This window comes from Sorangium sp. So ce145, from assembly GCF_051525985.1.
GTDB classification, from domain to species: Bacteria; Myxococcota_A; Polyangia; order Polyangiales; family Polyangiaceae; genus Sorangium; species Sorangium cellulosum_B.
On sequence record NZ_CP150315.1, the window covers coordinates 907,235 to 933,786 of the forward strand.

The 26,552-nt window shown below is 72.0% G+C and carries 20 protein-coding genes and 1 tRNA gene; 12 read left to right on the forward strand and 9 right to left on the reverse strand.

What is annotated here, in order from left to right:
- The first annotated feature begins 131 nt into the window (after nucleotides 1–131).
- The 3 genes from WMF34_RS03355 to WMF34_RS03365 all read left to right on the forward strand — a co-directional run bounded on the left by WMF34_RS03355 (nucleotide 132) and on the right by WMF34_RS03365 (nucleotide 3,885).
- Entirely contained in the window at nucleotides 132–1,088 is a 957-nt protein-coding gene (locus tag WMF34_RS03355; protein ID WP_012233252.1) for a DnaJ C-terminal domain-containing protein, read from the forward strand.
- Between the two features lie 50 nt (nucleotides 1,089–1,138).
- Nucleotides 1,139–2,218, forward strand: coding sequence for an AgmX/PglI C-terminal domain-containing protein (locus tag WMF34_RS03360; protein WP_437992395.1), 1,080 nt, complete (start codon nucleotides 1,139–1,141; stop codon nucleotides 2,216–2,218).
- Between the two features lie 200 nt (nucleotides 2,219–2,418).
- Nucleotides 2,419–3,885, forward strand: coding sequence for a protein kinase domain-containing protein (locus WMF34_RS03365; RefSeq protein ID WP_437992396.1), 1,467 nt, complete (start codon nucleotides 2,419–2,421; stop codon nucleotides 3,883–3,885).
- A gap of 10 nt (nucleotides 3,886–3,895) precedes the next feature.
- Here WMF34_RS03365 and WMF34_RS03370 read toward each other — a convergent pair whose 3' ends face one another.
- On the reverse strand, nucleotides 3,896–5,128 hold the full coding sequence (locus tag WMF34_RS03370) for a chorismate-binding protein (protein WP_437992397.1): 1,233 nt from the start codon (nucleotides 5,126–5,128) through the stop codon (nucleotides 3,896–3,898).
- 77 nt (nucleotides 5,129–5,205) lie between these two features.
- Between WMF34_RS03370 and WMF34_RS03375 the strand changes: the two genes are divergently transcribed.
- On the forward strand, nucleotides 5,206–5,943 hold the full coding sequence (locus WMF34_RS03375) for a TlpA family protein disulfide reductase (RefSeq protein ID WP_437992398.1): 738 nt from the start codon (nucleotides 5,206–5,208) through the stop codon (nucleotides 5,941–5,943).
- Nucleotides 5,944–6,018: 75 nt separating this feature from the next.
- Here WMF34_RS03375 and WMF34_RS03380 read toward each other — a convergent pair whose 3' ends face one another.
- Nucleotides 6,019–6,627 (reverse strand): response regulator, encoded by a 609-nt coding sequence (locus tag WMF34_RS03380; protein ID WP_012233257.1) that lies wholly within the window; start codon nucleotides 6,625–6,627, stop codon nucleotides 6,019–6,021.
- 457 nt (nucleotides 6,628–7,084) lie between these two features.
- Here WMF34_RS03380 and WMF34_RS03385 point away from each other — a divergent pair.
- Nucleotides 7,085–7,158: transfer RNA gene (locus WMF34_RS03385), tRNA-Pro, on the forward strand.
- 112 nt (nucleotides 7,159–7,270) lie between these two features.
- Here the strand turns inward: WMF34_RS03385 and WMF34_RS03390 are convergent.
- The 7 genes from WMF34_RS03390 to WMF34_RS03420 all read right to left on the reverse strand — a co-directional run bounded on the left by WMF34_RS03390 (nucleotide 7,271) and on the right by WMF34_RS03420 (nucleotide 15,069).
- A complete protein-coding gene (locus WMF34_RS03390) occupies nucleotides 7,271–7,468 on the reverse strand; it encodes a hypothetical protein (protein ID WP_437992399.1) in 198 nt (65 codons plus the stop codon).
- 28 nt (nucleotides 7,469–7,496) lie between these two features.
- A complete protein-coding gene (locus WMF34_RS03395) occupies nucleotides 7,497–10,244 on the reverse strand; it encodes a hybrid sensor histidine kinase/response regulator (protein WP_044963859.1) in 2,748 nt (915 codons plus the stop codon).
- A 181-nt stretch (nucleotides 10,245–10,425) separates the two neighbouring features.
- Entirely contained in the window at nucleotides 10,426–11,397 is a 972-nt protein-coding gene (locus WMF34_RS03400; RefSeq protein WP_437992400.1) for an electron transfer flavoprotein subunit alpha/FixB family protein, read from the reverse strand.
- A 99-nt stretch (nucleotides 11,398–11,496) separates the two neighbouring features.
- Nucleotides 11,497–12,324 (reverse strand): electron transfer flavoprotein subunit beta/FixA family protein, encoded by an 828-nt coding sequence (locus WMF34_RS03405; RefSeq protein ID WP_012233261.1) that lies wholly within the window; start codon nucleotides 12,322–12,324, stop codon nucleotides 11,497–11,499.
- A 675-nt stretch (nucleotides 12,325–12,999) separates the two neighbouring features.
- On the reverse strand, nucleotides 13,000–13,815 hold the full coding sequence (locus tag WMF34_RS03410) for a hypothetical protein (protein WP_012233262.1): 816 nt from the start codon (nucleotides 13,813–13,815) through the stop codon (nucleotides 13,000–13,002).
- A 256-nt stretch (nucleotides 13,816–14,071) separates the two neighbouring features.
- A complete protein-coding gene (locus tag WMF34_RS03415) occupies nucleotides 14,072–14,710 on the reverse strand; it encodes a sigma-70 family RNA polymerase sigma factor (RefSeq protein WP_012233264.1) in 639 nt (212 codons plus the stop codon).
- 50 nt (nucleotides 14,711–14,760) lie between these two features.
- Nucleotides 14,761–15,069 carry a hypothetical protein gene (locus WMF34_RS03420; RefSeq protein WP_437992401.1) on the reverse strand — a complete coding sequence of 103 codons (309 nt, stop codon included), beginning with the start codon at nucleotides 15,067–15,069 and terminating at the stop codon, nucleotides 14,761–14,763.
- Between the two features lie 292 nt (nucleotides 15,070–15,361).
- Between WMF34_RS03420 and WMF34_RS03425 the strand changes: the two genes are divergently transcribed.
- From WMF34_RS03425 to WMF34_RS03455, 7 genes are all read left to right on the forward strand, one after another.
- The gene (locus WMF34_RS03425) at nucleotides 15,362–16,564 is read left to right on the forward strand and encodes a serine/threonine-protein kinase (RefSeq protein WP_437992402.1); all 1,203 of its coding nucleotides are present in this window, start codon (nucleotides 15,362–15,364) and stop codon (nucleotides 16,562–16,564) included.
- The gene (locus WMF34_RS03430; protein ID WP_437994604.1) at nucleotides 16,564–19,122 is read left to right on the forward strand and encodes a protein kinase domain-containing protein; all 2,559 of its coding nucleotides are present in this window, start codon (nucleotides 16,564–16,566) and stop codon (nucleotides 19,120–19,122) included. Before WMF34_RS03425 ends, WMF34_RS03430 begins: the two co-directional genes overlap by 1 nt.
- 29 nt (nucleotides 19,123–19,151) lie before the next feature.
- Nucleotides 19,152–20,273: a hypothetical protein gene (locus tag WMF34_RS03435; protein WP_437992403.1), complete on the forward strand. Its 1,122-nt coding sequence runs from the start codon at nucleotides 19,152–19,154 to the stop codon at nucleotides 20,271–20,273.
- A gap of 14 nt (nucleotides 20,274–20,287) precedes the next feature.
- A complete protein-coding gene (locus WMF34_RS03440; RefSeq protein WP_437992404.1) occupies nucleotides 20,288–21,406 on the forward strand; it encodes a PEGA domain-containing protein in 1,119 nt (372 codons plus the stop codon).
- A gap of 20 nt (nucleotides 21,407–21,426) precedes the next feature.
- A complete protein-coding gene (locus tag WMF34_RS03445) occupies nucleotides 21,427–22,998 on the forward strand; it encodes a PGRS family protein (protein WP_437992405.1) in 1,572 nt (523 codons plus the stop codon).
- 1,008 nt (nucleotides 22,999–24,006) lie between these two features.
- Nucleotides 24,007–24,516 carry a hypothetical protein gene (locus WMF34_RS03450; protein ID WP_437992406.1) on the forward strand — a complete coding sequence of 170 codons (510 nt, stop codon included), beginning with the start codon at nucleotides 24,007–24,009 and terminating at the stop codon, nucleotides 24,514–24,516.
- 20 nt (nucleotides 24,517–24,536) lie between these two features.
- Nucleotides 24,537–26,114, forward strand: coding sequence for a PGRS family protein (locus WMF34_RS03455; RefSeq protein WP_437992407.1), 1,578 nt, complete (start codon nucleotides 24,537–24,539; stop codon nucleotides 26,112–26,114).
- The last annotated feature ends 438 nt before the right edge of the window (nucleotides 26,115–26,552 follow it).

The following is a 26,552-nucleotide window of genomic DNA, read 5'->3' on the forward strand; positions in this document are numbered from 1 at the left end:
GCTGGCGCTCGCGCAGGCGGCGGCCCCCAGTGGACGAGGACCGACGGCAGATCTAGGTTTCGGCCCGATGAAGGCCCGCAGCGGTCCGCGCGCCTCGCACTTCCCGCGGACCAGAACGATGACGGACGACCATGGCTCGTGATCTCTACTCCGTGCTCGGCGTCTCGCGCGACGCGGACGAGGACAGCATCAAGAAGGCGTTCCGCAAGCTCGCGATGAAGTACCACCCGGACAAGAGCCCGGGGAAGGCCAACGAGCAGAGGTTCAAGGAGATCAACCAGGCTCACGAGGTGCTGAGCGACAAGACGAAGCGCGCGCTCTACGACGAGTTCGGCGAGGAGAGCCTCTCGCAGAACTTCGATCCCGAGCGCGCCCGCGCCTACCGCCGCTACGCGAACGCGCGGGCCGGCGGCGGGGGCCGCGGCCCCGGCGGCTTCGACGTCCAGGAGATCTTCGGCAACGCCCCCGCCGGCGGCGACCTCAGCGACATCCTCGGCGACCTCTTTGGCCGTGGCCGCGCCGGCGCGGGCCGCCGCCCGCAGCCGGCGCGCGGCCGCGGCGGCGACATCGAGCAGAACCTCACCATCGATTTCGTGTCGGCGGTGCGCGGCACGACGCTCCAGCTCCAGCGCGAGGGTGATCCCGAGCCGGTCACGGTGCGCGTCCCGCCCGGGGCCGCCGAGGGCAGCCGCCTGCGCATCCGCGGCCAGGGCGCGCCGGGCATAGGCGGCGGCGAGCCCGGCGATCTGCTGCTCAACATCCACGTCACGCCGCACCCGTTCTTCAAGCGCGAGGGCGACGACCTCCACCTCGACGTCCCCGTCACCCTGAGCGAGGCCTACCGTGGTGAGAAGATCCGCATCCCCACGCCCGACGGCGAGGTGACGCTCAAGATCCCGGCGCGCACCCAGACCGGCCAGGTGATGCGGCTGCGCGGCAAGGGCATCGCCCGCAAGGCGAAGGAGCCCGGGGATCTCTACGTGAAGTTCGTGGTGCACGTCCCCACCGTCGACGACCCCGAGGTCGCGAAGGCGATCGACGCGCTCGACGGCAAGGTGGAGGCGCCGCGCGGCGATCTCCGGTTCTGAGCGCGGCCTTCCGGCGCGGCGCGGGCCGCGCGTACGGTCCGCTCCTCGCCGTGGCCATCGCGCTCGCCGCGTGCGCCTCGCCGGCGCCGCTGCGCCCGGCCCCGCGCGCCGCCGGCCTCTCCGCGCCGGCCGCCGCCCAGCCGGGGCGTCCGCCCCGGCGGGTGGACGCCCTGGCGGCCGCCGCCTCCTCCACGGAGCCGCGCGCCCCGGCCGCGCCTCCGGCGGCCTCTCCTGCCGCGCCGGGCGCTTCCCCCGGGGACCCGTCCCCGGCGGCCGCCGAGGGCGACGCGCGCGCCGCCTCGCAGGGGCCCTCGATCGCGATCGATCCGCCCTACAAGCTCGGCCGCCACCTCGTGCCTCGCGGCCGGGCCGAGGCGGCGGAGCGGGATCGCTGGAACGCCGGGGGCAGGGGGGATCCTCCCGCGCCGCCGCCTCCGGCCGAGGGGCACCCGCTGCCGAGGATCATCGTGGACATCGACCACGTGAAGGGTCCGCTCAAGGCGAGCGAGGTGCAGCGCATCGCCCGGCGGCACCTCTGGATCCACGTCTACTCGTGCTACCGCCTGCGCGCGTACCGGGACCCGACGCTGCACGGCAAGACCACGGTGCGGCTCACGGTGAGCCGCGCCGGCAAGGTCACCGGGGCGCGCGCCACCTCGTCCACGCTCTCCGCGCCGGACGTCGTCTCGTGCCTCGCCGCGCGCGCCCGCTCGCTCCCGCTTCCCGGGGCCAAGGCCGGCTCGACGATCGTGGCCACGCTGCAGGTCTATCCGGGCGACGAGCCGGTCGAGCCTCCGCCGTCCGTCCTCGCTCCCGGCCCGGGCGAGCTCCAGCCGGACGCGATCTCCGCCGCCCTGGCCGAGGCCCTGCCCGTGTGGCGGAGCTGCTACGAAGAGGCCCTCGCGGGCGCGCCGGCGCTCTGGGGCCGCCTCGCGATCCGCTTCCACGTGACCGACAGCGGCGCCGTCGACGAGGCCTTCGAGGCCGAGTCGCGCTTCCCGGACGAACGGCTCACCCGCTGCGTGCTCCGGCGCGCGCGAGCGCTCACGTTCCCGGCGCCGGAGGGCGGCGACCTGCGCTTCGTCGTACCGCTCCGGTTGTCGCCCGACCCGCAGCCCTCAGCGCCCTAGGTCCGCCCCAACCGGGACGGGCCCCATGTGCTCCGCGCTGCGACTCGCCCCTTCCCGCGCGCGGCGTGCGGTGCGAACGCTCCCGCCGCCTGCACGGTCGAGGCGGTCGCACAAGCAAACCGTGCAGCGACCCGCAACGCCAAATTGCGCCGCATGGCGTATGTGCAACTTTACGGTGGGGGAGGAGGCTCAGGTAACCCATGGATATCTCACCGGGCACCATCGTTGGGGGGAAGTATCTGCTGGAGAGGCAGCTCGCGCGTCCGTTCGTGCGGATCGCGCGCGACCGCGGCTCGGTCTGGGTCGCGCGCGAGCTCCGGCTGGGCGTTCGCGTCGCCCTGAAGCTCTTCGACCCCGACGCCGGCGCCACGGGGGAGATCCTCTGGCTCGACCGCTGGGTCCGCGCCGCCGCCGAGCTCTCGTCGCGGCACGTCGTGAGCGTGCGCGATCATGGCACCGAGGACGGCGTGGTCTACCTGGCGATGGACCTGCTCTCCGGCGAGGATCTCGCGGCGCGCCTCGTCCGGCGCGGCCGGCTCTCGCTGGACGAGGCCGCGCGCGTCGCGGCGCAGGCCGGCGACGCCCTGCAGGCCGCCCACGCCGCGGGTCTCCTGCACCAGGGCCTCCGGCCGGAGAGCCTCTTCCTCGCGCTGGAGGGCGACGAGGAGGTCGTGAAGGTGCTCGACTTCGGCCTCCCGAGGGCGGTCGCGCCCCGGCTCGTCGGCGAGATCGCGGCGGAGATCAGCGCGGGCGCGCTCCACTACCTCAGCCCGGAACAGATCCGCGCGGAGCGGACCCTCGACGCGCAGACCGATCTCTGGTCGCTGGCCGCGATCCTGTTTCGCGCGGTGACCGGCCACCTCCCGTTCCCCGGCGACATCGCCAGCGTCGTCGCCTCGAAGATCCTGCTCGCGCCGGTGCCCATCGCGACGCGGCTCGCGCCGAGGCTGCCTGCCGCGCTGGACGGCTTCTTCGAGAAGGCGTTCGCGCGCGACCGGGCCCGGCGCTTCCGCTCGGTGGAGGAGATGGTGTCGTCGTTCGCTCGCATCGCGGAGCACGCGCCGCCGCCCTCCTCTGGCCTCCAGCGGCCGCCCCTGTCGGCGCGCGCTTCAGGGGGCGCCTCGGCGCGGGCGCCGGTCGCGGCGTTCGCGCAGGGGAGCGCGGCGGCCCCTCGCGCCGTCGTGCGGCCGGAGGCCGGCGCCGTGCGGCCGGAGGCCGGCTCCGAGCCGCCGACCGCGAGCCGCACGACGCCGCCGGACACGCTGCTCGGCGCGGAGAGCGCCAACGTGCTGCGCGGGCTCGCGTCGCCCGCGCGGCTGGGCTGGCTCCTTCCCGTCGGCCTCGTCGCGCTGATGGGCGTCGCGACGTTCGTCACGCTCACGCGGCCCGAGCGCCCGAGGCCTGTGATGGCCGCGACCGGCGCCAGGGCGGCCGTGCTCACGGCGGTGCTCGCCGCCGGCAAGGCCCGGGCGGCGCGCGCCGCCGCGCTCGAGGCGATCGCCTCGCCGCCGGCTCGGCCGCCGCCTCCCGAGCCTCCTCAGCGCGGCGCCCGCGCGGCGGCGACCGCGCCCCAGGTCGCCGCTTCGTCGCGCCCCACGCGGCCAGGCACCGCCACGGGGGCGGCCACCACGGGCGCGCGCGCGCGCCAGAGCCTGCTGCACGACTGAGCGCTGCGCGCTACGCGCTCCGGACCGCGTCGTCGTCGGCGGCGGCCTTCTCGGCGGCGGCCCTCTTCTCCGCGGCCGCGTCGCTCGCCTTGCGCGCCTCCTGCGCCGCGCGGATCGCCGACAGCGCCGCGCGCGCGTCGCCGCGCGTCCGTTCCGACGCCGCGCGCGGGTCGCTCCCGTTCCCGATGCGCGCGCCGGTCATCGTCTCGAAGTAGCCCGACTCGACCCAGACGGCGCCGAGCGTGTGCGCCATCTCCGCGCCCTCCGGCCCGAAGTACCCGACCGAGCCGCCGTAGATCTGGCGCGGGCCGACCTCGAGGCGGCGGCTGACGCCGCTCGCGTGCGCCGCCGGCGCGCCGACCGCGCTGCCGCGCGCGAAGGCGGCGCGCAGCGCCTCGACGGGCGACGCGTCGCCTGCGCTCGGCCCCGCCGATGGATCGCGCTCGACGCGGACGAGCGTCTCGCCCGACGCGCCTGCCACGGTGAGCCCCGGAGCGAACGGCGACTCCGCGAAGTCGAGGAAGTAGAGGTGGGTCGACGGCGCGAGCACCCGCAGCGCCCGGTACACGTCGAACGGATCCGCGCCGCGCAGCGGGGCCCGGAACCTGCGGGCGAGCACGACCTCCTTCGCCTCGCCGGCCGCGACGCGCTCGTGCGCGGCGGCCACCTTCGCGGCGAAGTCCTCGTCGGCCACCGGCGTCTCGACGTGCTCCGGCAGGGCGTGCGGATCGAGCGCGGGGAGGCTCATCTGCTCCGGCCCGTGCGACAGCTCCCAGGCGCATCGGCTCACGGCGCCTTGCGACTGGCCGGCGATCGTCATGGTCTGCGCCACGCTGTCGAACACGACGACGGTCGCGTCCTTCATGACCCGTCCGAGGTAGGCCTCGTCGGGCCACGGCTCGACGCCGAGGAGCAGGTGCACCGCATCGTAGGCGAGGAAACCGACCCAGGCCTGACAGACGCGGGCCGCCAGGTCGCGCGCCGTGCCCTGTGCATCCGGCGCACTCCGCGTGTCCGCCGCCGAGGCTTGCGCGAGCCCGTCCGCGAGCGTCGCGAACGGGTCGAACCCGCTCGGGAGGAGGGTCTCGGCGCGCGCCCTGTAGCCGAGGATCGCGTAGCGGCCCCAGCGCTCGCCGGGCAGGGCGGACTCGAGCATGAACGACGATCGGCCCGGCGACTGGGCGCGGAGCGCGGCGTAGGCGCGGACCGGCGTGACGTGATCGGCCGGCAGGGTACGGGTCACGACGGAGCTCATCGCGGCCCAGCCTACACGACGTTGCGCCGCGCGGAGAAGGCGGGCAAGGTACCTCGAAGGACGCGGTGCGAAGCGCGAAAGCCCTCTCTTCGGCCCTCGGTTTGACTGCCTTCAGCGGCTGGCTGGCTGCCCGCGGCGGCTGGCTGGTCGCCTTTGGCAGCTTGGCGGCTGCCTGCGGCGGCGTGCAGCCCGTCCCGGAGGGCGCGAGCACCACGGTCGTCTCGCTGCGGAAGATCGACTGCGAGGCGTGCGGCGCCGAGCTCGTCGCGGATCTCCGCGAGCGCCCGGGCGTCTACTCGGCCGCCTTCGACAGGCGCCGCGCCGAGATCTCCGTCACCGCGTCGCGGTCGTTCGACGTCGCGGGGACCGTGAAGCGGCTCGCCGCCGACGAGGGGTTCGAGGCGGTGCTCGGCGCCGGCCACGGGCAGTACCTCGGCTGGGCGACGTTCCCCGAGGGCGCGGACGCCCGGACGATCGAGGACGGCGGCGCGGACATCCCCGACCTCGGCGCCCAGATCGTCCCGGGCAAGGTCACGGTCATCGACTTCGTGGCGGCCTGGTGCATGCCCTGCCGCAAGCTGGACGCGCACATGGTCACGGTGCTCGAGGCCCGCAAGGACGTCGCGTACCGCAAGCTCGACATCGTCGACTGGGACAGCCCGCTCGCCCGGCGGTACCTGAAGCAGGTCTCGAAGCTGCCGTACGTGATCGTCTTCGACACGTCGGGCGCGCGGGTCGAGGCGATCGCCGGCCTCGCGCTCGACGAGCTCGACGCGGCGATCGAGCGCGGCGCGCGGCGCTGAGCCGGCGATCGTCCGGGCGCGCGCGCGTCCACGCCGCGCGCGCGGCGGGCCAGGCGTCGCCGATCGGCGAGCGGATCAGTAGTGGCCGAAGAGGTCCTGGATGCGCGACTCGAGCGCGACCGCGATCTTGTAGAGCGACGAGATCGACGCCGACGACTCGGCGCGCTCGATCTGCGACAGCAGCGACACGCTGAGCCCCGTGCGGCGCGCCATCTGCTTCAGCGTGAGGTCCTTGTCCTTGCGGAGGTTCCTGATCGTGTCGCCGATGACGCGGTGGAGCTGCTCCTCGGGCGTGCGCGCGAGGCCCTTCTTGCGCATGACGCGGGCGAGCACCTCGCGGAACTCGTCCACGTTGAACGGCTTCTTGATGTAGTCGACCGCGTCGAGCTTCATGGACGCGACGGCGCTCTCGAGGTTGGGGAAGCCGGTGAAGATGACGACGGCGATGTCGTTGTCGACCTTGCGGATGCGCTTGAGCACCTCGATGCCGTCGAGCTTCGGCATCATCAGGTCGAGGATGATGAGGTGGTAGCCGCCCGTGCGCACCTCTTCCTCCACGGTCGTGGGGTCGCCCAGCGTCTTGACCTGGTACCCGTCGCGCTCGAGAAGCGTCTGCATGTAGTCACAGATCGCGCGGTCGTCGTCGACGATCAGAATGCGTACAGCGGGAAGCTCAATTGCCACCTGTTCCTCCTCTCACGTCACGACCGCCGGAGCCGGCCGGTCGCCCTGGTCCGTTCTGGAAGGGGCCGCCCGTGCGGTCCCCTGCTCAAGTTGCGCGAGCAGGGGGCGAGGCCCTCACCGGCGCACCAGACGCCTCGCTCTCTGCTTCCTTTCGGCAACATCGGGATTCCAGTGACACTTTAACACGGCCTGAGCAAGTTAGGACGGGACATTTTTCTTGCGCTCCCACGATTCTTGGCTTCGTGAAACGTCCGGGGCGCCGGGGTGACCTCGAAGTGAGCGAATTCTTGCCGCTTTCTGTCATCTGCCGCTCATGTGGTGCGCGGGCGTTCTCGGGGAAGAGCTGAGAGCCCGCGGTGCGGCGGTGGAGCCCTGAGCATTTCGTCTTGACAAGCGGCTCGCTCTTGGCGATGTTGCGCGCCCGCTGTTCAGCGGGCGTTGCTCTTGGGGCAGCGAACGGGGCGTAGCGCAGCCTGGTAGCGCACTCGGTTCGGGACCGAGGAGTCGGAGGTTCAAATCCTCTCGCCCCGACTCAGTTCATCTGGGGTTTCACGAAGGGCGGCCTGATGGCCGCCTTTCGTCGTTTGGGCGTGCCGGCGGGAAGACGGGGAGCGGGGGCCTTCCTGGCCGTGGGCGCTTACGTTTATGGCTGGTCGTTTACGTCCACGATCACGATCACGCGCACGCGCACGCGCACGCGCACGCGCACGCGCACGCGCACGCGCACGCGCACGCGCACGCGCACGCGCACGCGCACGCGCACGCGCACGTCCACGTGGTCGTGGTCGTGGTCGTGGTCGTGCTCGTGCTCGTGGTCGTGCGCGTGCGCGTGCACGTGCACGTTAGGGTAGGCACGATCGGCTGCGGTCCTAGCCCGTGCGGCCCGCCAGGTTGGCGATCACGGCCGCCAGCTCCGACGCCTCGATCGGCTTGGGCACGTGCGACTGGAACCCCGCCAGCAGCGCGCGGGTCCGGTCCTGTGCGCTCGCGTACGCGGTCAGCGCCGCCGCGGGGATTCGCCCCCCCTGCTCGGGGCTCTGCGCGCGCAGGCGCCGGATCAGGCTGTAACCGTCCTCTCCGGGCATCCCGAGATCGCTCAGGATCACGTCGGGCTTCTCGCGCTCGATCGCGGACAGCGCCTCGTCGACCGTCGCGACCGCGGTGATGCTCGCCCCCTTGCGCTCCAGCACCGTGGTCACGAGCTCCCGCGCGTCCGGCTCGTCGTCGACCATCAGCACCCGGACGCCCTGGAGCGTCGGCTCCAGCTCGTTGGACAGCGGGACCAGCCCGTCGGCCCTCCGGAGCGCCGCGATGGCGCCCCGGGGCGCGAGCGGGATGTCCACCGTGAACGTCGCGCCCTTGCCGTCCCCGGCGCTCTCCGCCTTCACGGTGCCGCCGTGGAGCTCGATGAGATGGCGGGCGATCGCAAGGCCGAGCCCGAGCCCGCTGTGCGGCCGCGTGCTCGTGCTGTCGGCCTGGCGGAAGCGGTCGAACACGTACGGCAGGAACTCCGGCACGATGCCCTGGCCCGTGTCGCTCACCTGGATGCGGGCCAGGCCCTCGGCCCTGCCGAGCTGGATCGAGACCTTGCCGCCTCGCGGGGTGAACTTGATCGCGTTCGACAGGAGGTTCCACACCACCTGCTGCAGCCGCGTCTGGTCGCCCGAGATCGGCCCCGCGTTCGGGTCGAGCTGCACGAGCAGCTCGATCCCCTTCGCGTCCGCGCCGTGGCGGACCGCGTCGATGGCGGCGTTGATGATCGGCGGCAGGTCGACCAGCATCACGTCGAGCCGCAGCTTGCCGGTGATGATGCGGGAGGCGTCGAGGAGGTCCTCGACGAGCTGCGCCTGGAGCGTGCCGTTGCGCTCGATCGCCTCCAGCGCGCGGACGTGCGTGTCCGGCTTCAGCGAGCCCTGCCGCAGCATGCGCGCCCAGCCGAGGATCGCGGTGAGCGGGGTCCTGAGCTCGTGCGAGAGCGTCGCGAGGAACTCGTCCTTGGCGCGGTTGACCTGCTGCGACTCGCGGTAGAGCTGGGCGTTGTCGAGCGCGAGCGCGGCGAAGTTGCAGAGCTCCTCGGCGAGCGCGAGATCCTCGACGGTGTAGCGCCGGCTCGGCTCGGTCGAGAGCAGCGTGATCGCCCCGCGCGTCCGGTCCCGGGCGCGCAGCGGCACGATCATCGCCGAGCGGACGCCGAGCTCCCGGAGCAGCGCGAGGTACGCCGGGTCGTGCGCACCGGACCAGCACTCGTTGCCGGGCTTCAGCGACGCGGCGCGCTGCCACGCCATGCCCTCGACCTCGGGGAGCAGGAGCGACTCGCCGCACCGGAGCACCGCGTGCACCGCGCGCGGCACCTCGGGATCCGTCGGGTAGCGGGCCGGGAGATCCCGCCCCAGCGCCTTCTTCGTGTCGCTCGCGTGCACGGCCGCGAGCCGGCCCAGCGAGCCGTCCGGCTCGACGATGTCCACCACCGTGGCGTCGGCGATGTGCGGCACCGCGAGGCGGGCGACGTTGGCCAGCGTGCTCTCGTAGTCGAGGCCCGACAGCGCGAGCTGCCGGCTCGCCTCGCCGATGAAGTAGCGCCGCTTGTCGGCGAGCCGCTTCTCGGTCACGTCGCGGAAGACCAGCACGAGCCCGACGAGCTCGCCCTCCTCGCTCCGGATCGGCGCGCCGTTCGAGTCGATCGCGAGCTCCGAGCCGTCCTTGCGCAGCAGCAGCGTGGTGTCGTCGAGCCCGATGATGCCGCCGTGGCGCAGCACCTCGGTGACGGGGTTGTCGAGGTCGTGGCGCGTCTGCTCGGAGATGATCCGGAAGACATCGGACAGGCGGCGGTCCTTCGCCTCGTCGAGCGTCCAGCCGGTCAGCGTCTCGGCCACCGCGTTCATGAAGTCGATCCGCCCGGTGCCGTCGGTCGAGATCACCGCGTCGCCGATGCTCTTCAGCGTGGTCGAGAACTTGGTCTTGCTGACCCGGAGGTCCGCCTCGAGCTGCTTGAACTGGGTGATGTCGGCGAAGATGGACACCGCGCCGAGCATCTCGCCCTCCGGCGAGAAGAGCGGCGCGCAGCTGCCGAGCAGCATCCCGTGGGTGCCGTCGAAGCGCTGGAAGTGGATCTCCTCCGCGGGCACGGTCTCCCTGCGCGACAGGCACCGCGCCATCGACCAGTCGCCGCCCTCGAACGGCCGCCCGTCGGGGTGGAACGCGCGGTAGCGCCCCCAGCCCTCGACGTTCTCGGCGGTGGAGCTGCCGGCCCAGATCCGCTCGGAGGCGCGGTTCTGGAGGATCAGCTTGCCCTGGATGTCGGAGACGATGATGCCGTGCGGGCTCTCGCTGAGGAGCGCGTCGAGGAGCCCGCGCTCGTGCTGGGTGATCACGCGCAGCCGCTCGACCTCGCGGCGCAGCGCCTCGATCTCCGTGTCGACCGGCGGCACCGACGCCGCGAGCGGCGTGAGCTCGAAAGAGGCGCTCGCGGTCGGATCGAGGCTCACGATCGCACGGTCGATCTCCATGACCGTGGGGCCGATGAGCCGCCGCTGCTCCGTGGTCCTGGCCGCGTCGTACAGCAATGCCCGCGCCTGCGCGAGCGCCGCGACGATCGGCATGTCCGGGCGTTCGGGCATAGAGCTCAAGGGATCCCACGGCCGCAGGACGCGAACAAGATGCTACGTGCGCGACCTGACACGGAAATCGCGCCCGTGGACGTGAACTCCTCGCTGGACGGACTCATCCGGTGAGCCGGGGTACGCCCGCATCCCTGGAGGGCGGACGAGGTGCACCCCGGCGGGGCCGGTCGCGCGAGGATCAGCTGCGGGCTGCCTGGATCTGCTTCACGAGCTCGGGCACGGTCGCGAAGAGATCGGCGACCAGGCCGTAGTCGGCGACCTGGAAGATGGGCGCGTCGGCGTCCTTGTTGATGGCGACGATGACCTTCGAGCCCTTCATCCCGGCGAGGTGCTGGATGGCGCCCGAGATGCCGACGGCGATGTAGAGCGAGGGGGCGACGACCTTGCCCGTCTGGCCGACCTGGAGGTCGCTCGCGGCGTAGCCGGCGTCGCACGCGGCGCGGCTGGCGCCGACGGCGGCGCCGAGGACGTCGGCGAGCGGGTCGAGGACCTCGTTGAAGCGCTCCTTCAGGGCGCGGCCGCCGGAGACGACGACCTTGGCCTCGGTGAGCTCGGGGCGCTCGCTCTTCACCTGGTCGAAGGAGACGAACTCGACGCGCTCGGCCGCCGCGCTCGGCGGGACGACCGCGACCTGCTCGATCGGCGACGTCGACCCGGTCGGCTCGGCGGCGGCGAACGCGCTCTGGCGGACGCTCACGACCTGGACGGGCGTCGAGACGGTGCAGATGCCGTACGCGTTGCCGGCGTACATGGGGCGCTTGTACTTGAGCTTGCCCCCCTCGGGGAGCAGCTCGGAGATGTCGCTCGCGAACCCTGCCGAGAGCCGCGCCGCGACGCGCGGGAGCAGGTCCTTGCCGTAGGCGCTCGCGGTGCCCACGACGACGGCGGCGCCCTTGGCGGCCGCCGCGACGGTCGGCACGTACCGCTCGGCGACGTAGTCCTTCAGCGAGCTCGCCTGGGCGACGAGCACCTTGGCCGCGCCGAGCGTCGCGGCCTCGGCGGCCGCGTCGCCGAGGGCGTCGCCGATCACGAGGATCGAGTACGTCCCGCCGAGCGCCGCCGCCGCCTGCCTCGCGAACGTGACCGCGGAGTGGGTCGTCTTCTTCAGCTTTCCATCGGCGGCCTCGGCCACCACGAGAACGTCAGCCATGATCCCTCCTGCACGACCCGCCGCTGCGGGTCGGGGTCCGCGTCGGCGGCACCCTCGATGTCATCGACCTCTTGTCCCGTCTCGTCTCGCTGCGCCCCGTCAGAGGACCTTCGCCTCGTTCTTGAGGCGCGAGACGAGCTCGCTGACGTCCTTCACCTTGATGCCGGCCTTGCGCGCGGGGGGCGGCTGGAACGCGGTGTACTGGACCTTGAGCGCCTGGTCCGCGGCGAGGTCGGCGAGCTTCACCTCGGTGAGGGGCTTCTTCTTGGCGGCCATGATCGCGGGGAGCGCCGCGAAGCGGACGCCGTCGTTGTACTTGAACGCGGGCGCCGTCTTCTGGGAGTAGACGCTGGTCGGCGCGACGATGCGCAGGTCGACGGTGACGACGGCCGGCAGGCGCACGCGGAGGGTGGAGACGCCGCCGTCGACCTCGCGGCCGACGAGGAGCGCGCCCTTCTCTTCCTTGATGGTCGCGGCGAACGTGGCGAGCGGCCAGTCGAGCAGCTCGGCGAGGATCTGGCCGACCTGGTTGGAGTCGCCGTCGACGGCCTGCTTGCCCATGAGCACGACGTCGGGCTTCTCGCGCTCGACGAGCGTCTTGAGCGCGCGGGCCACGAGGTCGCCGTCGAGCTTGTCGTCGGTGACGTCGACCCGGAGGGCCTTGTCGGCGCCGGTGGCGAGCGCGGCGCGGAGGGTCTGCTCGGTCTCCTTCGGTCCGAAGGTGACGACGACGACCTCGCCCGCCCGCGTCTTCGGCGCCTTGCCGTCCTCGGTCAGGCGGAGCGCCGCTTCGAGCGCGTACTCATCGAACGGGTTCGGCTTCCACTCGAGCCCGGTCGTCTCGATTTTGTCCCCGGAAGCGGGGATCTTCACCTTGTTCGCGTTATCCGGATCGGCGACGCGCTTGAGCGGAACGAGGATCTTCACGGCTCGGTGGCTCCTGTTGCTGTGTGGTAACGCAGAGCGTAGTCCGCCTCGGCAAGGACGCGCCACGCCTGCGGCAGCCGGGCCGGCGGCCCCATGCGTGGACCCGGCGCGCGCGGCTGAAACAGCACGCCCGAGGCGGAGGGAGCCGGTCATGGCAGCGCCGACGTGGTGCGTCAAGCAGACGCGACGGCCTATTCGAAGGGCGCGGGCCCATTGTGAGGGGTCTCGCGGCGCGCGGGGAGACAGAGGTGATCCGTTGTGAGGAGGTGGCGGAGGGGGTTGGTGACGGATCGAGTGAGCCCGGAGGGCCCGGCGGAGGGGGTTGGTGACGGATCGAGTGAGCCCGGAGGGCCCGGCGGAGGGGGTTGGTGACGGATCGAGTGAGCCCGGAGGGCCCGGCGGAGGGGGTTGGTGACGGATCGAGTGAGCCCGGAGGGCCCGGCGGAGGGGGTTGGTGACGGATCGAGTGAGCCCGTAGGGCCCGGCGGAGGGGGCTGTTTAACGGATCGAGTGAGCCGGTAGGGCCCGGCGGAGGGGGTTGGTGACGGATCGAGTGAGCCCGTAGGGCCCGGCGGAGGGGGTTGGTGACGGATCGAGTGAGCCGGTAGGGCCCGGCGGAGGGGGCTGTTTGACGGATCGAGTGAGCCCGTAGGGCCCGGCGGAGGGGTGGCCCCGTCAATCCATGCCGGTCGCCGGGGCTCCCTCGTCGATCGCTGGCTCGTTGGCGTCGGGCGGCGCGCCGCCTTCCACGTCGATCTCCTCCTTGCCGCCCGAGCGCCGGCGCTCGGCCTTGGCCGTCTCCCGCTGGAGCGGCGCGAGCAGCCGGCGCGCCGTCTCCTCATCCGCCCCCTCGAGCTCCAGCATCTGGAGGACGCTGCGCACCACCTTGATCCAGCGGTTGCGCGCCCGGAGCTGCCCGCCGGGCGACTCGGCCGCTCCCGGCCGGTCCTCCGCCGAAAGGTGGATCCGCTGCGCGTCGAGCTTGCCGAGCTCGTCGCCCGCGGCGAACCACGCCTGCACCGCCTTGAGCAGGTTGCCCCCCGGCGTCGGCAGCGCCCTGAGCGCCGCCTTGGACTCCGGCGTCAGCCGGTCGCGCGCGAGCTTCACCTCGCCCGCCTCATCGCTGTAGCTCGCCCCGATGAACCTGAGCCCATCCGCGAAGAGCTGATCGCGGATCTCGAGGTAGATCGCCGCGTCCTCGGGATCGTCGGCCAGATCGGCGAAGCCGGTGAGCACCGCATGGGCGCCGCGGGCCTTGCGATCATGGATCTGATCGGTCGCGACCAGCTTCCGCTGGATCTCGGAGATCTGGTCGTCCGCCTTCTTCTGCCGCCGGTGCGACTTCAAGACGCCTTCGTGCGCCTCCTCGATATCGTCGATGAGCGGGGCACACCGCTTCAGCGAGACGAGGCGCGGCCTTTCGCGCTCCGGGTCGAGCCATGCGCCGGTGATCTGGACCATTTGACGAGGAGAGAGGTCTTTGAGGGCCATGGTGCCTCCTTGGTTGTCCTCCGGCGATGCGCCGGGGAATGCACCATTCGTCACGCTCTCAGGCAGGATGGGAATTGTAAATGCTCTTTTGCGCGGCGCGAGATTTCGAGTCGGTCCAGGGCGCGTCCGGGAGGGGCGCCGCGGCTCGATTACGGCTCAATTGGAGCTTATTTCGACTCGAGAGGGGGAGCTCGGTGTTATCGCCTGTAATTGCCTTTCGCGCCGGAAGCTCGGGTGGTCCGGCGCGGAGGTCCGTTCATGTCCGCTCGCTCGGCGGCGGCTCTTCGACGTGGCTCGCCTGCAGATCGCCCCGGAGGCGTTTCCGCAGCTGTTCGTCCATGCGGGTCGCGTACTTCTCGTGGACGCCGAGCGCCGCGGCGACCTGGGCCCACGAGAGCTCCTGCCAGTACCGCAGCTCGATGAGGCGCGCCTCCCGTTCGTCGAGGCCGCGGAGCGCCCCGGCGAGCGCCTCGAAGGCGCGCGTGCGCGCGAGCGCGTCTTCCGGGTGCGCCCTGCGCCGCTCGCCCGCGTCCCCCACGAAGCGGGCGAAGACGAGCGTCCGGCAATGGCCCATGAGCTGGCCCGACGCGTCGTCGTCGTCGTCGCTGAACGGATCGCCGGTGTCGCGCACCGACTCGGCCGCGTCGAGCGCGGCGGCGGCGCCGGCGCGCCGGATCGGCACGTCGCGGGTCAGCTGCCGCATCACGGCGCCGGCGACCCGCTTCCAGGCATAGATGCCGAGGGGGACGCCGCGTGTTTCATCGAACCCGAGCCCGGCTTCCAGGAGGGCCTGGTAGGCCGTCTGCTCGCAGTCCTCGATGCCCTGGCGCGTCCGCACGCCGTAGATCCGCGCGGTCGCCCTGGCGACGCGGCGAGCGAGGGGGAGCGCCGCCATGATGCGCTCCCGCGGAGGGTGAGATGAAGGAGGAGGACGCCGGTCCCTGATCAATGCCGCCCGCCGGAGGTCCCGTCGTCGGGCGCCGCCGCCTCCTCGCTCGCGCCTCCGCCCTCGCGGGCCATCGCGCCGCTCCCGGCCGGGACGTAGCCCTTCGCCCGCAAGCGAGCGTGGAGCGGCGCCGCCGCCGGGTGGGTCGTGATGAAGACCGTGAGGAACCTGCGGTAATCCTCGAGCTCCTCGGGGGAGAGCACCCCGAGGTACGGGCCGAGCGCGTCGGCGAGACAGGCCTCCACGATGGGATCGGCGTCGCCGGGCGGCTCCAGGTCGTCGTGCTGGTCGGATGCGTCGTGCGTCATGGGACCTCGCGCAGGGGGCCCGCGTGCGTGCGGCGCCCGTTCCTTCTCCTAAATCACTGCGGGGTGGCCGGTTCAGACAAGGAAAGCGACACGCCGGGATCGATTTGTCGCGCCCCGGGAGGTCGCGGCGGGCGGCGAGCCTGGACCGTGCACCGGGGCGAGCGGCGAGCCGGGCCTCGGTGGGGGTAACACCTCGAATCGACGTCGTTTTTCAGGAATCGACATCGCCCGTGCATTTTCTTTGTCTGAACGGGCCCCCTCGTCGTGATTTCCATCTCAGGAGACCTCGCCGGTGGTGGCACGCCGCACGTCAGACAGCTCAGGGCCCTCCGGCGCCGCAGGGGATGTGCTGGAAGGGACCCCTTACCGTGCGCTCCGGGGGCTCGGGCGCGGGGGCATGGGGGAGGTCGTCGAGGCGGAGCACCGCGCGCTCCGGAAGCGGGTCGTCGTGAAGCTGGTCCGCCGCGCGCTGGCGCACGATCCGCGGTTCGCGGACCGGCTGCAGGTGGAGGCGCGGGCGCTGGCGGCGGTCTCGTCGCCGCACGTGGTGGCGGTGCTCGATCTGGGGCAGACGCCGTCGGGGCGCCCGTACTTCGTGATGGAGCGGCTCGAAGGGTGGACGCTCGGGGAGGAGCTCCAGCGGCGCGGTCCGCTGCCGGTGGCCGAGGCGATCGATCTGGTGCGGCAGGTGCTGGCGGGGCTCGCGGCGGCGCACCGGGTGGGGGTGATCCACCGTGACGTGAAGCTCGACAACGTGTTCCTGTGCGCGCCCGGGGCGGCGGCGCCGGGCGACACGCGGGTCGCGAAGGTGCTCGACTTCGGCGTCGCAAAGGTGCTCGACGGCGCCCTGGCCGGCGCGGCGCCGGGGGCGCCGCCCGCGGTGGACGGGCCGGCGTATCCGACCGAGGCCGGGCTGCTCGTGGGGACGCCGCGGACGGCCTCGCCGGAGCAGGCGCAGTGCCAGCCTGTGGACGCGCGGGCGGATGTGTATGCGGTCGGGCTGCTGATGTATACGCTGGTCGTGGGGCACGGTCCGTTTGCCCATGTCGAGGACGCGCTGGGGGTGCTGCGCGCGCACGTGCTCGAAGCGCCGGCGCTCCCGTCCCGGTACGCGGCGCAGCCGATCCCGGCGGAGCTGGACCGGGCGGTGCTGAAGGCGCTGGCGAAGCGGCCGGAGGAGCGGTTCCAGAGCGCGGAGGCGTTCGCGGCGGAGCTCGGGCGCATCGCGGGGCAGCTGGTGGAGGGGGGAGGGAGCTGGAGAGCGGGGCGGGCGCCGGAGGCGGAGGCAGGGTGGGGGCCGCAGAGCAGGGCGTGGTTCGAGGCGGTGGGGGAGGGCACGAGCGGGGTGAGGGCCGGCGGGGGCGTGGCGGGCGGGGCGGTCGAGGCGGGGGAGGCGCCGGTGGACGCGTGGCTGTTCGCGGGGCTGACGCTCGCGAGCACCGCGGTGTTCTCGGCGATCGCGGCGCTGGTGCTTCGCGGGATGGGGGTGTGGTGATGGCGCGGGAGGCGCTGAAGGCCGGGGACGTGTTCCTGGACTACCGGATCACGGAGGTGATCGACGCGGGTGGGATGGGGGAAGTGTACAAGGCGGTGGAGGACTACTCGGAAGACGTGGTGGCGATCAAGTGCATGCTGCCACGGCACCTGAAGAGAGAGGACTTCGCGAGGCGGTTCCGGCAGGAGTGCAAGTTCTATCCGAAGCTGAAGCACCCGAACATCGTGCGGATGAGGAAGGCGGGTGTGTCGCCGGAACACGTGGCGTACATCGTGATGGATTACCTCGAGGGCAGGACGCTGAGGAAGCTGTTGAACAAGGCGTACCGGCTGGACTTCCTGAGCGCGATGCACGTGATGCTGCAGGTGGCGGACGCGATGACGTTCGTGCACTCGAAGGGGATATGGCACCGCGACCTGAAGCCCGAGAACATCATGGTGGGGACGAAGGCGGACGCGAAAGGGCACGTGTGGCTCTTGGACTTCGGGATAGCGAAGTTCGCGGACGGGGGGATGAACACCGATGATCTGCCGGACGTGGGGACGGTGAGGTACATCTCTCCGGAGCAGGTGAAGCTGCTGTACACGAGCTCGAGGAAGGCGGAGCGCGTGGAGCGGGCGAGGCCGGATGGGCGCACGGACATCTACGCGTTCGGGGCGATTTTTTATGAGGTGCTGACGGGGAAGCACCTGTTCCTGGACGACAGCGAGCCAGCGACGGCGGAGGAGACGCTGACAGGGCACCTTGTTGCTGCGCCTGAGCCCGTGCACGAGATCGTGCCGGATTGCCCTGAGTTCGTGTGGCCGGTGGTGGCGCGGTGCATCGCGATCGACCGAGAGGAGCGGTATCCGAGGTTCGACGACGTGGCGCGGGACCTGCGGGGGCTGTTGAGAGAGACGGTGCCTGCGGGGCACGTGCTGGCGCAGCGGCTGGCGCGGGAGCGGATGGAGGCGGAGCGGCAGGCTGCGTTCGCGGGTGTGGCGCTGGAGGACAGCGCGCCGGTGGAGGACGAGAAGGGCGCGGCGGGCCGGGCGGGGGAGGAGGAGACGGAGGAGGCGCGGCAGGAGGGCGAGAAGCGGGCGCGGCGGGTGGTGCACGGGGAGACGGCGCCGCTGGAGCAGTTCGTGGCGCCGGCGAGCGCGCTGCCGTTCGCGCCGGCGTCGAGGGTGCCGCGGGGGCGGGGGGTGGGGCATACGGAGCCGCTGCCGGCGCTGAAGCCGCTAGAGTCGACGGCGAAGCTCGGGGGGACGTGGGCGGAGCGGATGGCGCAGCGAGCGGGGGCGGCGGCGATGCCGCAGCCGCCGGCGGAGGTGAGGGCGGGGAGTTACGCGGGGCCGGTGCCGATGCCGCAGTCGCACGGTGGACCGCCGTCGTTGCCGCAGGCGTATGCGGGACCGCCGCCGATGCCGCAGACGCACGGAGGGCCGGTGCCGATGCCGCAGGCGTATGCGGGACCGCCGCCGATGCCGCAGGCGCAGGGCGGGCCGGCGTCGATGCCGCAGGCGTATGCGGGACCGCCGCCGATGCCGCAGGCGAATGCGGGGCCGGTACCGATGCCGCAGTCGCACGGTGGGCGGGCGCAGATGCCGCAGGCGCAGGGTGGGCCGGCGCCGATGCCGCAGGCGTATGGGGGACCGCCGCCGCCGATGCCGCCGTCGTACGGCGGGCCGGCGTCGCACGTGGGGGCGCAGGGGTATGGTGGACCGCCGCCGTTGCCGGTGATGGAGACGCAGCACGCGGTGCCATTGAGGGAGGCACGACGAGTGGCACCGCAGCCGCCGCAGGAGGTGGAGCTGCCGTACGTGACGCCGCAGCTCCTGGCGACGGAGGTGTCGCGTCCGGGAACGGCGCCGCCGAGCGCGGCGCGGCCAGCGGTGCCGAGCGCGGGACCGGTGGAGGCGTTGAGGAAAGAGACGCCGACGCCGACGACGCCGGCGGCGCTGCTGACGCAGCCGAGGCGGGCGCCGAGAGCGTACGTGCTGGCGCCGGTGGTGGCGCTGGCGCTGACGCTGGGAGGCGTGGGTGCGGTGCTGGGGCTGCGCTCGGCGCGCGACACGGCGCCGGCGCTGGTGACAGGAGAGCCGGCGGCATCGGCGGCGGCGGCGGAGAGCGCGACGGCGGCAGCGGCAGCGGCGCCGGCCGAGAGCGCGGCGGCTGCAGCGCCGCCGCCCGAGAAGAACGCGGCGGTGCCCGTGCCGGAGGCGACGGGTAGCGCGGCGGCGAGTACGGCCGAGGCGGCGGTGGAGGCCGGAGCCGTGGAGAAGACAGGGGCGGCAGCGGAGGTCGAGGCGCCTGCTTCCAAGGAGCAAGCGGAGGCGGCGAAGGCAGCGGCAGGGGCGGCGAAGGCAGAGCCGGCGAAGGCAGCGCTTGTTAAGGCAGCGGCGGAGACGGAGGACGACGAGGAGTTCTACCCGATGCCGAAGCGTCAGAAGCCGTCGTTTCTGAGGGTGATCGAGGAGCGGAAGAAGGCGGCGCCAGCGAAGCCGGCGGCGCCTGCGAAGCAACAGGGCGCGAAGCCAGCCGGGCCGTGCGCCACGGCGGGGTGCAGGCCGTTCTAGTGTGTGGTCGCTGAGGAGAGAGGTCTTCGATGGGCAGCAACAAGGACAGCGACGACATCCGGCAGTACCTGCCGGACCTCGAGAGCATCCGGCGCGAGGCGGATCCTGAGGTTGCGGAGCGGAAGCTGCGGCAGGCGCAGAACAATCCGGAGCTGGACCGCGCGCTGACGGAGATGCAGCAGCAGAAGGCGACGGGGCAGCCGCTGTTCCAGTTCCCGGTGGTGCCTGCGCTGGCCAAGGAGCGAACGGGGCCTCCGCCGCTGCCGGTGCAAGCGGTGCCGCCGCCGTTTCCGGCGCAAGCGGTGCCAGCGCAAGCTGTGCCGCCGCCGTTTCCGGCGACGGCGCAGCAGCCGGCAGGACCGCAGGTGACGGCGGCGCATCCGCACGGCGCGGCGGTGCAGCACGGGGTGGCGGCGGCGCACCACGGCGCGACGATGACGCAGCGAGTGCCGGTGCAGCAGGGCACGCCGGTGCATGCGGGCGGCGCGATGGTGACGCAGCGAGTGCCGGTGTTCGGGGGCGCGGCGGCGCCGCAGGGCGCGCCGATGCAGCAGCAGCGCGTGCCGATGCAGCAGCAGGGCATGCCGATGCAGCAGCAGGGCATGCCGATGCAGCAGCAGGGCATGCCGGTGCAGAGCCAGTGGGCGGACCGAGCGCTGCCGCCGATCGACAAGGCGCTGCTGCCATCGTCGTTGCTGCCGGTGACGCCGCCGCCGGTCGCGGTGCCGAAGGCGCCGGCCGCCACGGAGTCGACGGGAAAGCGCCGGCAGTGGATGCCGACGTGGCTGATGGTGGTGCTCGCGGTGATCGCGGTGAGCGGCCCGTTCGTGCTGGCGAGGATCCTGGGGCGAGAGGAGCCGTCGAAAGAGCCGGGGCCGGTGCCGCCGCCGAGCGCGGCGCCTGCGCCGAGCACGCAGGCGCCGCCGGCGGCGTCGGAGCTGCTGGCGCCAGAGGTGCCGGGACCGCCGGAGGCGGTCGAGCCAAGCCTCGACGACACCGCGACGGCGAGCCAACCGCCAGCGCCGCCGGCGCCGCCAGCGCCGGTGTCGCCTGTGCCCGCGCGGCCGACGCGTGCGGCGCCGCACGTTCCGCAGGCGCCGGTCGCGCCTGCGCCTACGGAGCGGCCACAAGACGAAGGATGGATGGAGTGAGACCGCGTGGAGCCATGATGATGACCAGCCGATCGCTTGCTGTAGTGCTGACCGTTGCGACCTTGATCGCCGACCCCGCTATCGCTGCCGCACAGCCAGCCGCGCCGTCGGCCGCGCCAGGGACGGCGCCTGCTAGCGCCGCCGACGCGGCGAAGCGCGCCGAAGCGCTCGTCGACAAAGCGAAGTCCCTCTATTTGGAGGGCAAGTACCAAGAAGCCGAGGCGGCGCTGCTCGTGGCCTGGGAGCTGAACCCGACGTTCGACGTGGCGTACAACCTCGGGAACACGGAATACAAGCTGCAGAAACACCGTGAAGCAGCGCAGTACCTTTCGTTTGCGCTGAGGAACTGGCCGCTGCTGAAGGCGGTGGCGAAGCTGAAGCCGAGAGCGGAGCAGTGGCTCGCGGAGTCGCGAGCACAGGTGGGTGCGCTCAAGGTGTCGGTCACCGTAGCGGGAGCGGAAGTGCTGGTGGACGGCAAGAGCGTGGGGCGGGCGCCGCTGGAAGGGGAGGTGTTCGTCGACCCCGGCGAGCACCGGGTGGAGGCGACGCATCTGGACTACGAGCCGGCGAGCCAGACGGTGGGTGTGGCGAAGGGAGGGACGGCGGAGGTGAAGCTGGCGATAACGCCGGTGAAGGCCGCGCCGCGGGCGTCGGCGGGGACGACGCCAGACGGGGGCACGAGCGCGGCGGGGGCGACGGCGGGTGCGCTGCTGATGGGGCAGCCGGCGGCGCCGGTAGAGCCGCCGCCGAAGAAGAATTGGGTGCCGGTGATCGCGCTGGGGGCGGCGAGCGTGGTGGGGCTCGGCGTGGGGATCGGGATGACGGTGGCGTCGAATGCTGCGAGCGATGATGTCGACGCGCAGGGAAGTGCGATCATCGACGCAGGCGGGCAGTGCAAGCGACCGCCGAGCGCGTTCGTGGATCGTTGCACGGAGCTGTATGACGCAGGTTCGCGCGAGGAAACGTTCGGCAATGGGGCACGAGTCGCGTTTGCAGCGTCAGGCGTGCTTGCCGTCGCCGCGGTGACTTATGCCCTGTGGCCGCGGCCCAAGGCGCGCGTGGCGGCGCCATTGCGCGTACTGCCTGAAGTAGGGGCTCAAAGCGCAGGGGTCACCCTGCTTGGCGTCTGGTGACGAGCTGCAGAGAGAAGAAGATGAGAATCCAAGCGAAGCAGCGGGTATGGGCGACTGCGGCGATCGCCATCATGGCCAGCGGCTGTGATGCGCTGTGGCTCGATGTGACAGGGAACTGCCAGCGGATGGTGACGTGCGACTACTTCGTTCAAGCTGGCAGCGGCGGCGGGACACCAGCGAGCTGCGTGCCGAGCGAGACGACGGAGGCGGTAGGGGACGCGTGTGGCGTGTTCGTGTCGGCGAGCGGCAACGACGAGGGCGCCGGGACAAAGGCGGACCCTGTGAAGACGCTGAGCGAGGCGATCGCGCGGGCGGCGGAGCAGGGGAGCGCGGTGTACGCGTGCGCGGAGGAGTTTAAAGAGGCGGCTGAGGTGCCCGCGGGCATGGCGATCTTCGGCGGGCTCGACTGCGCGAACGGCTGGGTCTGGATCGGCGAGACGGCGAAGACGGTCGTGGCGCCCGGGGAAGAGGGGGAAGAGCGAATTGCGCTGAAGGTGACGCGGGGCGAGAGCCCGGCGAGGATCGAGGACGTGTCTGTGCATGCAGCGGATGCGCAGGTACCAGGCACGTCGTCGATCGCGGTGCTGGTGGACGGAGCGACGGCGGAGCTGGCGCGGTGCGAGCTGGTCGCGGGGAACGGAGCGGATGGTGCGGAGGGAGAAGATGCACCGAGCGAGGTCCCGGCGCAGGCGTCGCCCGGGAATACCGGAACGAACGCGTGCAGCGATCTCGATGGCACGCCGGGGCCAGACACGACGCTGTCCGGGGGCGCCCAGGTGGTCAACGAGTGCGGCGGGGAGCTGTCGATTGGCGGTGGTGGCGGTGATGGCAATGTAACCAATGGCACTGGCGGCGACATCGGTGCATCAGGCGCCCTTGGCGCAGCAGGCTCCGGAGAGCCGGCGGCAGGCGACTGGAGTTGTGCTGCCGGTGGCACTGGTCAGGGCGGTGACAACGGCGCCGCGGGCGACGCCGGTCTCGCCGCAACTGGTCTCGGCACGCTGAGCTCGTCGGGCTACGCGGGCGTGAGCGGCAGAGCCGGTGGAGCGGGCAAGCCAGGTCAAGGCGGAGGCGGAGGCGGCGGCGCGAAGGGTGGGGCGGCGATCTGCCCCGGCGCCATGCCGGGAGCTGGGGCGAGCGGCGGCAGCGGCGGCCCTGGCGGTTGCGGCGGGCTACCCGGCCAAGGCGGCGGCGCCGGCGGAGCGAGCATCGCGCTGGCGAGCGTGGAGGGGAAGGTGACGCTGAAGGACTGCACGCTGAAGGCGGGCGAGGGGGGCAAGGGAGGCCCCGGCGGTGACCTTCAGCCGGGCGGATCCGGCGGGCTCGGTGGAGTCGGCGGCACGGGGGTCGGCATCTCGAAAAATGCGTGCGATGGGGGGAAGGGAGGTCAAGGCGGTCCCGGCGGCCCCGGCGGAGGAGGCCTCGGTGGGCCGTCGTTCGCGATCGCGTACCGAGGCGAACCTGTGAAGCAAGAAGGGCAGACTATGCTGCAACCCGGCACGCCCGGCGCCGGGGGACCTGGCGGAAGCAACAACGTGTCGGAGAACGCAGGCGCGGAAGGCACGACAGCGGCGGAGCAGGAGTTTCCGTGAGCGAGCGATGAGGTAGCGGGCGGCGTCGTCGATGGCGCCGCCTACGGGCCCGAGAAGCGCGGCGGAAGGAGGAACTGACGATCGCGCGAAGCGCCATCGAAGGGGAGAGGTGTGCCCGCGGATAACGTGCGCGGCGGTGGGCAGAGCCTCGTAGATCGCTGCTACCGGCGAGCGGTGGAGAAAGTGAAGACGACAGTACGATTCCGCGACAATCCCGCACGGCTGCGCGTAATTGGGTGAAAAAGCTTCGGTTTCGGAAGAAAGCCCTTGGTGAACTTCATGGGGGCACAGCGGGCGAGGGCGGAGACTCGGTGCTGGGTGGGGAAATGTCGACGAGGCGAGCATGGGCGGAGAATATTGGAGCTTCATGGGCAATGCGAGCTGTGGCGAGTGAAGTGAGCAGCGCGGTGAGGATGAGTGAGAAGTCTTCATAGCTGAACGCAATGCGGAGGCGTGGCGGACCAGCGCTGTGCGCCGCAAGCAGCTGAGCTGAAGGAGAGACAAGAAATGATTGGACGCACCCCGTGCCGGGGTGATAGGGACTCTTTTGTCGCGGAGACGCGGCACGGTGGGCTCCCCGGCGCTGACAACTTCACCACCACCGAGTGGACTGCCCAAGGCGCGGGCGGAGGTACCGTTGATCTGCTGACTTCTTCTGCGTCGGGCCGCGAGAGCGGATGTTATCCGACGGTCGCTGAAGGGAGCCCGGCAGCAGGTCGTTTTTGCGCAGCGGGAGAGCTTCGAGGCGCGGCCCGATGGCGGAGCCGCAGCGCCGGAGCGAGCGTCACCGTGGTACAGGGGGCCCCTCCCGTCCCGCGCGGAGCGCGGGACATGGGAGGGGCGGACCGCGCGCAGGCCCGGAGGGCCGAGCACGGGCCGGGGGTGGGCAGCCTTCTTGTGACCCTCGTGCTGTGCTGCACACCAACGCGCGTTGCGTGGGGCCAGGAGTGCGGCTCGTCGACTGTCACGGCTTCGAGGAAAGGAGAGGCCAGGGACATGGAGCCGGCCATGGTGCTCGCGAAGGGCGAGGCACAGGCGGCGGGGGCGACGGCGGAGGGGGATACGGGCGTGACGGCCGCTGCGCCGGTGGTGGAGCATCCGCCTGCAATGCCGGTGGAGCGGCCACCGCCGCCGAAGAGGAACTGGGTGCCGGTGATCACGCTGGGGGCGGCGAGCGCGGTGTGGCTCGGCGTGGGGATCGGGATGACGGTGGCGTCGAGAAATGCGCGGCGCGACGCGGATGGACATCGAGCGGAGATCCGGCAGGTGCATGCACGGTGCATCGAGCCGCCGAGTGACTTGATCGACAGATGCCGCGACGTGGAGCGTGAGGCGGGACGCGCGGCTCGTTTCGGCACGGTGTCCGTGGTCGGCTATGCGGTGTCGGGGGCGCTGGCGATCGCCGCAGCCACGTATGCGCTGTGGCCTCAACGCGCCGCTTCGACGGGTCGCGCGCTGCGCGTGTTGCCGCAGAGATACGCAGGCGGGGGCGGTGTCTTCGTCGTGGGATCGTGGTGAGTGGAGCGAGGGTGAGCTGAATGAAGAACAGGCGGCTGACGTGGTGGATGAGCTGGAGCGCCGCATCGGTGATTGCGAGCGGCTGCGACTATCTATCGACGGGGCTCGACGACGACTGCGAGTTCCTGCTCACGTGCGGTCACTTCCCGGGCGGTGATGCCGGTGGCACGCCCGAAGGGTGCATTCCGAGCGAGTCGACGTCCTCCGTGAGCGATACGTGCGGCGTGTTCGTGTCGGCGAGCGGCGACGACGCGGGTGACGGGACGAAGGCCGAGCCCGTGAAGACGCTGAGCGCAGCGATCGAGCGGGCAGCGGACAAGGGAGGCGCGGTGTACGCGTGCGCAGAGACATTCGTAAAAGCGGCGGAGATCCCCGCGGGCACGGCGGTGTTCGGCGGGCTCGACTGCGCGAACGGCTGGGTCTGGATCGGCGAGACGGCGAAGACGGTCGTGGCGCCCGGGGAAGAGGGGGAAGAGCGAATCGCGCTGAAGGTGACGCGGGGCGAGAGCCCGGCGAGGATCGAGGACGTGTCTGTGCATGCAGCGGATGCGCAGGTACCAGGCACGTCGTCGATCGCGGTGCTGGTGGACGGAGCGACGGCGGAGCTGGCGCGGTGCGAGCTGGTCGCGGGGAACGGAGCGGATGGTGCGGAGGGAGAGGATGCACCGAGCGAAGTGCCGGCCCAGGCATCGCCTGGGAACGCGGGGACCGATGCATGCACTGATCTGGACACCTCAGGAGCACCCGATACCATGCTACCGGGAGGAGCCCAGATCGAAAATGCGTGTGGCGGAGCGTTGTCGATCGGCGGAGGGGGCGGCGCTGGCAGGGTAAACAACGGCGATGCCGGCCAGATAGGTCAGAGTGGGCCATTTGGGGCGGCAGGTGTCGGAGAACCATCGGCAGGGGCTTGGAGTTGCGGTGGTCCTGAACCGAACGGAACGGGCGATGGCGGCGCCGACGGTACGCCGGGTGATTTCGGCAAGGCTGCGAGTGGTCTCGGCTCGCTGAGTTCATCCGGCTACACGGGCGTGAGCGGCGGCTCCGGCAAAGCGGGCACGCCCGGGCAAGGTGGGGGCGGAGGCGGTGGTGCCAAGGGCGGCGCGGCGATCTGCTCGGGGGCCATGCCGGGAGCAGGAGCGAGCGGAGGCAGCGGGGGCCCCGGTGGTTGCGGCGGGCTACCCGGCGAAGGCGGCGGAGCGGGAGGAGCGAGCATCGCGCTGGCGAGCGTTGAGGGGAAGGTGACGCTGAAGGACTGCATGCTGAAGGCGGGCAACGGAGGCAAGGGAGGCGCGGGGGGCGACCTTCAGCCTGGCGGGCTCGGTGGTCTCGGCGGAGTTGGCGGCGTGGGCGTGAGCGGGTCGAAGGCTGCGTGCGATGGAGGGAAGGGAGGCCAGGGAGGTAACGGCGGCCCCGGCGGAGGAGGCCTCGGCGGGCCGTCGTTCGCGATCGCGTACCGAGGCGAGGCGGTGAAGCAGGAAGGGCAGACGATGCTGCAACCCGGCACGCCAGGCGCTGGGGGGCCCGGTGGCAGCAACAACGTGTCGGAGAACGCGGGCGCGGAAGGCACGGCGGCGGCGGAGCAGGAGTTTCCGTAAGTGAGCGACGAAGCGGCGGGCGGCTTCGTCGACGGTACCGCCTGCCACCACGAAGTGTGGCGGAGGCGATCCCGACGATCGCGCGACGCGCCATCGAGGAGGCGACGGATCCCCCGCAGGCGACGGGTACAGCGGCAAGCCGCGCCCGCTGGACTGCTTCCACCGGCGAGCGGTGGAGAAAGTGAGGACGACCGTACGATTTTGTGACGATCCGGCCTGGCTGCGCGTAAGTAGTCGAAAGATATCGATTTCTGGACGAAAACGCTTGGCGAGCCCGTTCGTGGCCGGCAGTATGCGCGCCGCTCGATCCAAGGAGCGCCCTGCCGATGCGCCGGAATTCCAATGGAAACGACGTCCCTCCCTCCGGGAGACGCCCCAGCCCCAGCCCGAGCGGGATGGGGGAGTGGGAGCGGATGTGGGTGCGCAGGCTGGGTCTCG

Excerpts from the sequence above, each read along its gene's own strand:
- WMF34_RS03435 (WP_437992403.1), top strand. The coding sequence starts at position 19,152 with ATGGGCAGCAACAAGGACAGCGACGACATCCGGCAGTACCTGCCGGAC.
- WMF34_RS03450 (WP_437992406.1), top strand. The coding sequence starts at position 24,007 with ATGGTGCTCGCGAAGGGCGAGGCACAGGCGGCGGGGGCGACGGCGGAG.
- WMF34_RS03400 (WP_437992400.1), bottom strand. The coding sequence starts at position 11,397 with ATGGCTGACGTTCTCGTGGTGGCCGAGGCCGCCGATGGAAAGCTGAAG.
- WMF34_RS03355 (WP_012233252.1), top strand. The coding sequence starts at position 132 with ATGGCTCGTGATCTCTACTCCGTGCTCGGCGTCTCGCGCGACGCGGAC.
- WMF34_RS03410 (WP_012233262.1), bottom strand. The coding sequence starts at position 13,815 with ATGGCCCTCAAAGACCTCTCTCCTCGTCAAATGGTCCAGATCACCGGC.
- WMF34_RS03365 (WP_437992396.1), top strand. The coding sequence starts at position 2,419 with ATGGATATCTCACCGGGCACCATCGTTGGGGGGAAGTATCTGCTGGAG.
- WMF34_RS03445 (WP_437992405.1), top strand. The coding sequence starts at position 21,427 with ATGAGAATCCAAGCGAAGCAGCGGGTATGGGCGACTGCGGCGATCGCC.
- WMF34_RS03455 (WP_437992407.1), top strand. The coding sequence starts at position 24,537 with ATGAAGAACAGGCGGCTGACGTGGTGGATGAGCTGGAGCGCCGCATCG.
- WMF34_RS03440 (WP_437992404.1), top strand. The coding sequence starts at position 20,288 with ATGATGATGACCAGCCGATCGCTTGCTGTAGTGCTGACCGTTGCGACC.
- WMF34_RS03420 (WP_437992401.1), bottom strand. The coding sequence starts at position 15,069 with ATGACGCACGACGCATCCGACCAGCACGACGACCTGGAGCCGCCCGGC.
- WMF34_RS03395 (WP_044963859.1), bottom strand. The coding sequence starts at position 10,244 with ATGCCCGAACGCCCGGACATGCCGATCGTCGCGGCGCTCGCGCAGGCG.
- WMF34_RS03430 (WP_437994604.1), top strand. The coding sequence starts at position 16,564 with ATGGCGCGGGAGGCGCTGAAGGCCGGGGACGTGTTCCTGGACTACCGG.
- WMF34_RS03415 (WP_012233264.1), bottom strand. The coding sequence starts at position 14,710 with ATGGCGGCGCTCCCCCTCGCTCGCCGCGTCGCCAGGGCGACCGCGCGG.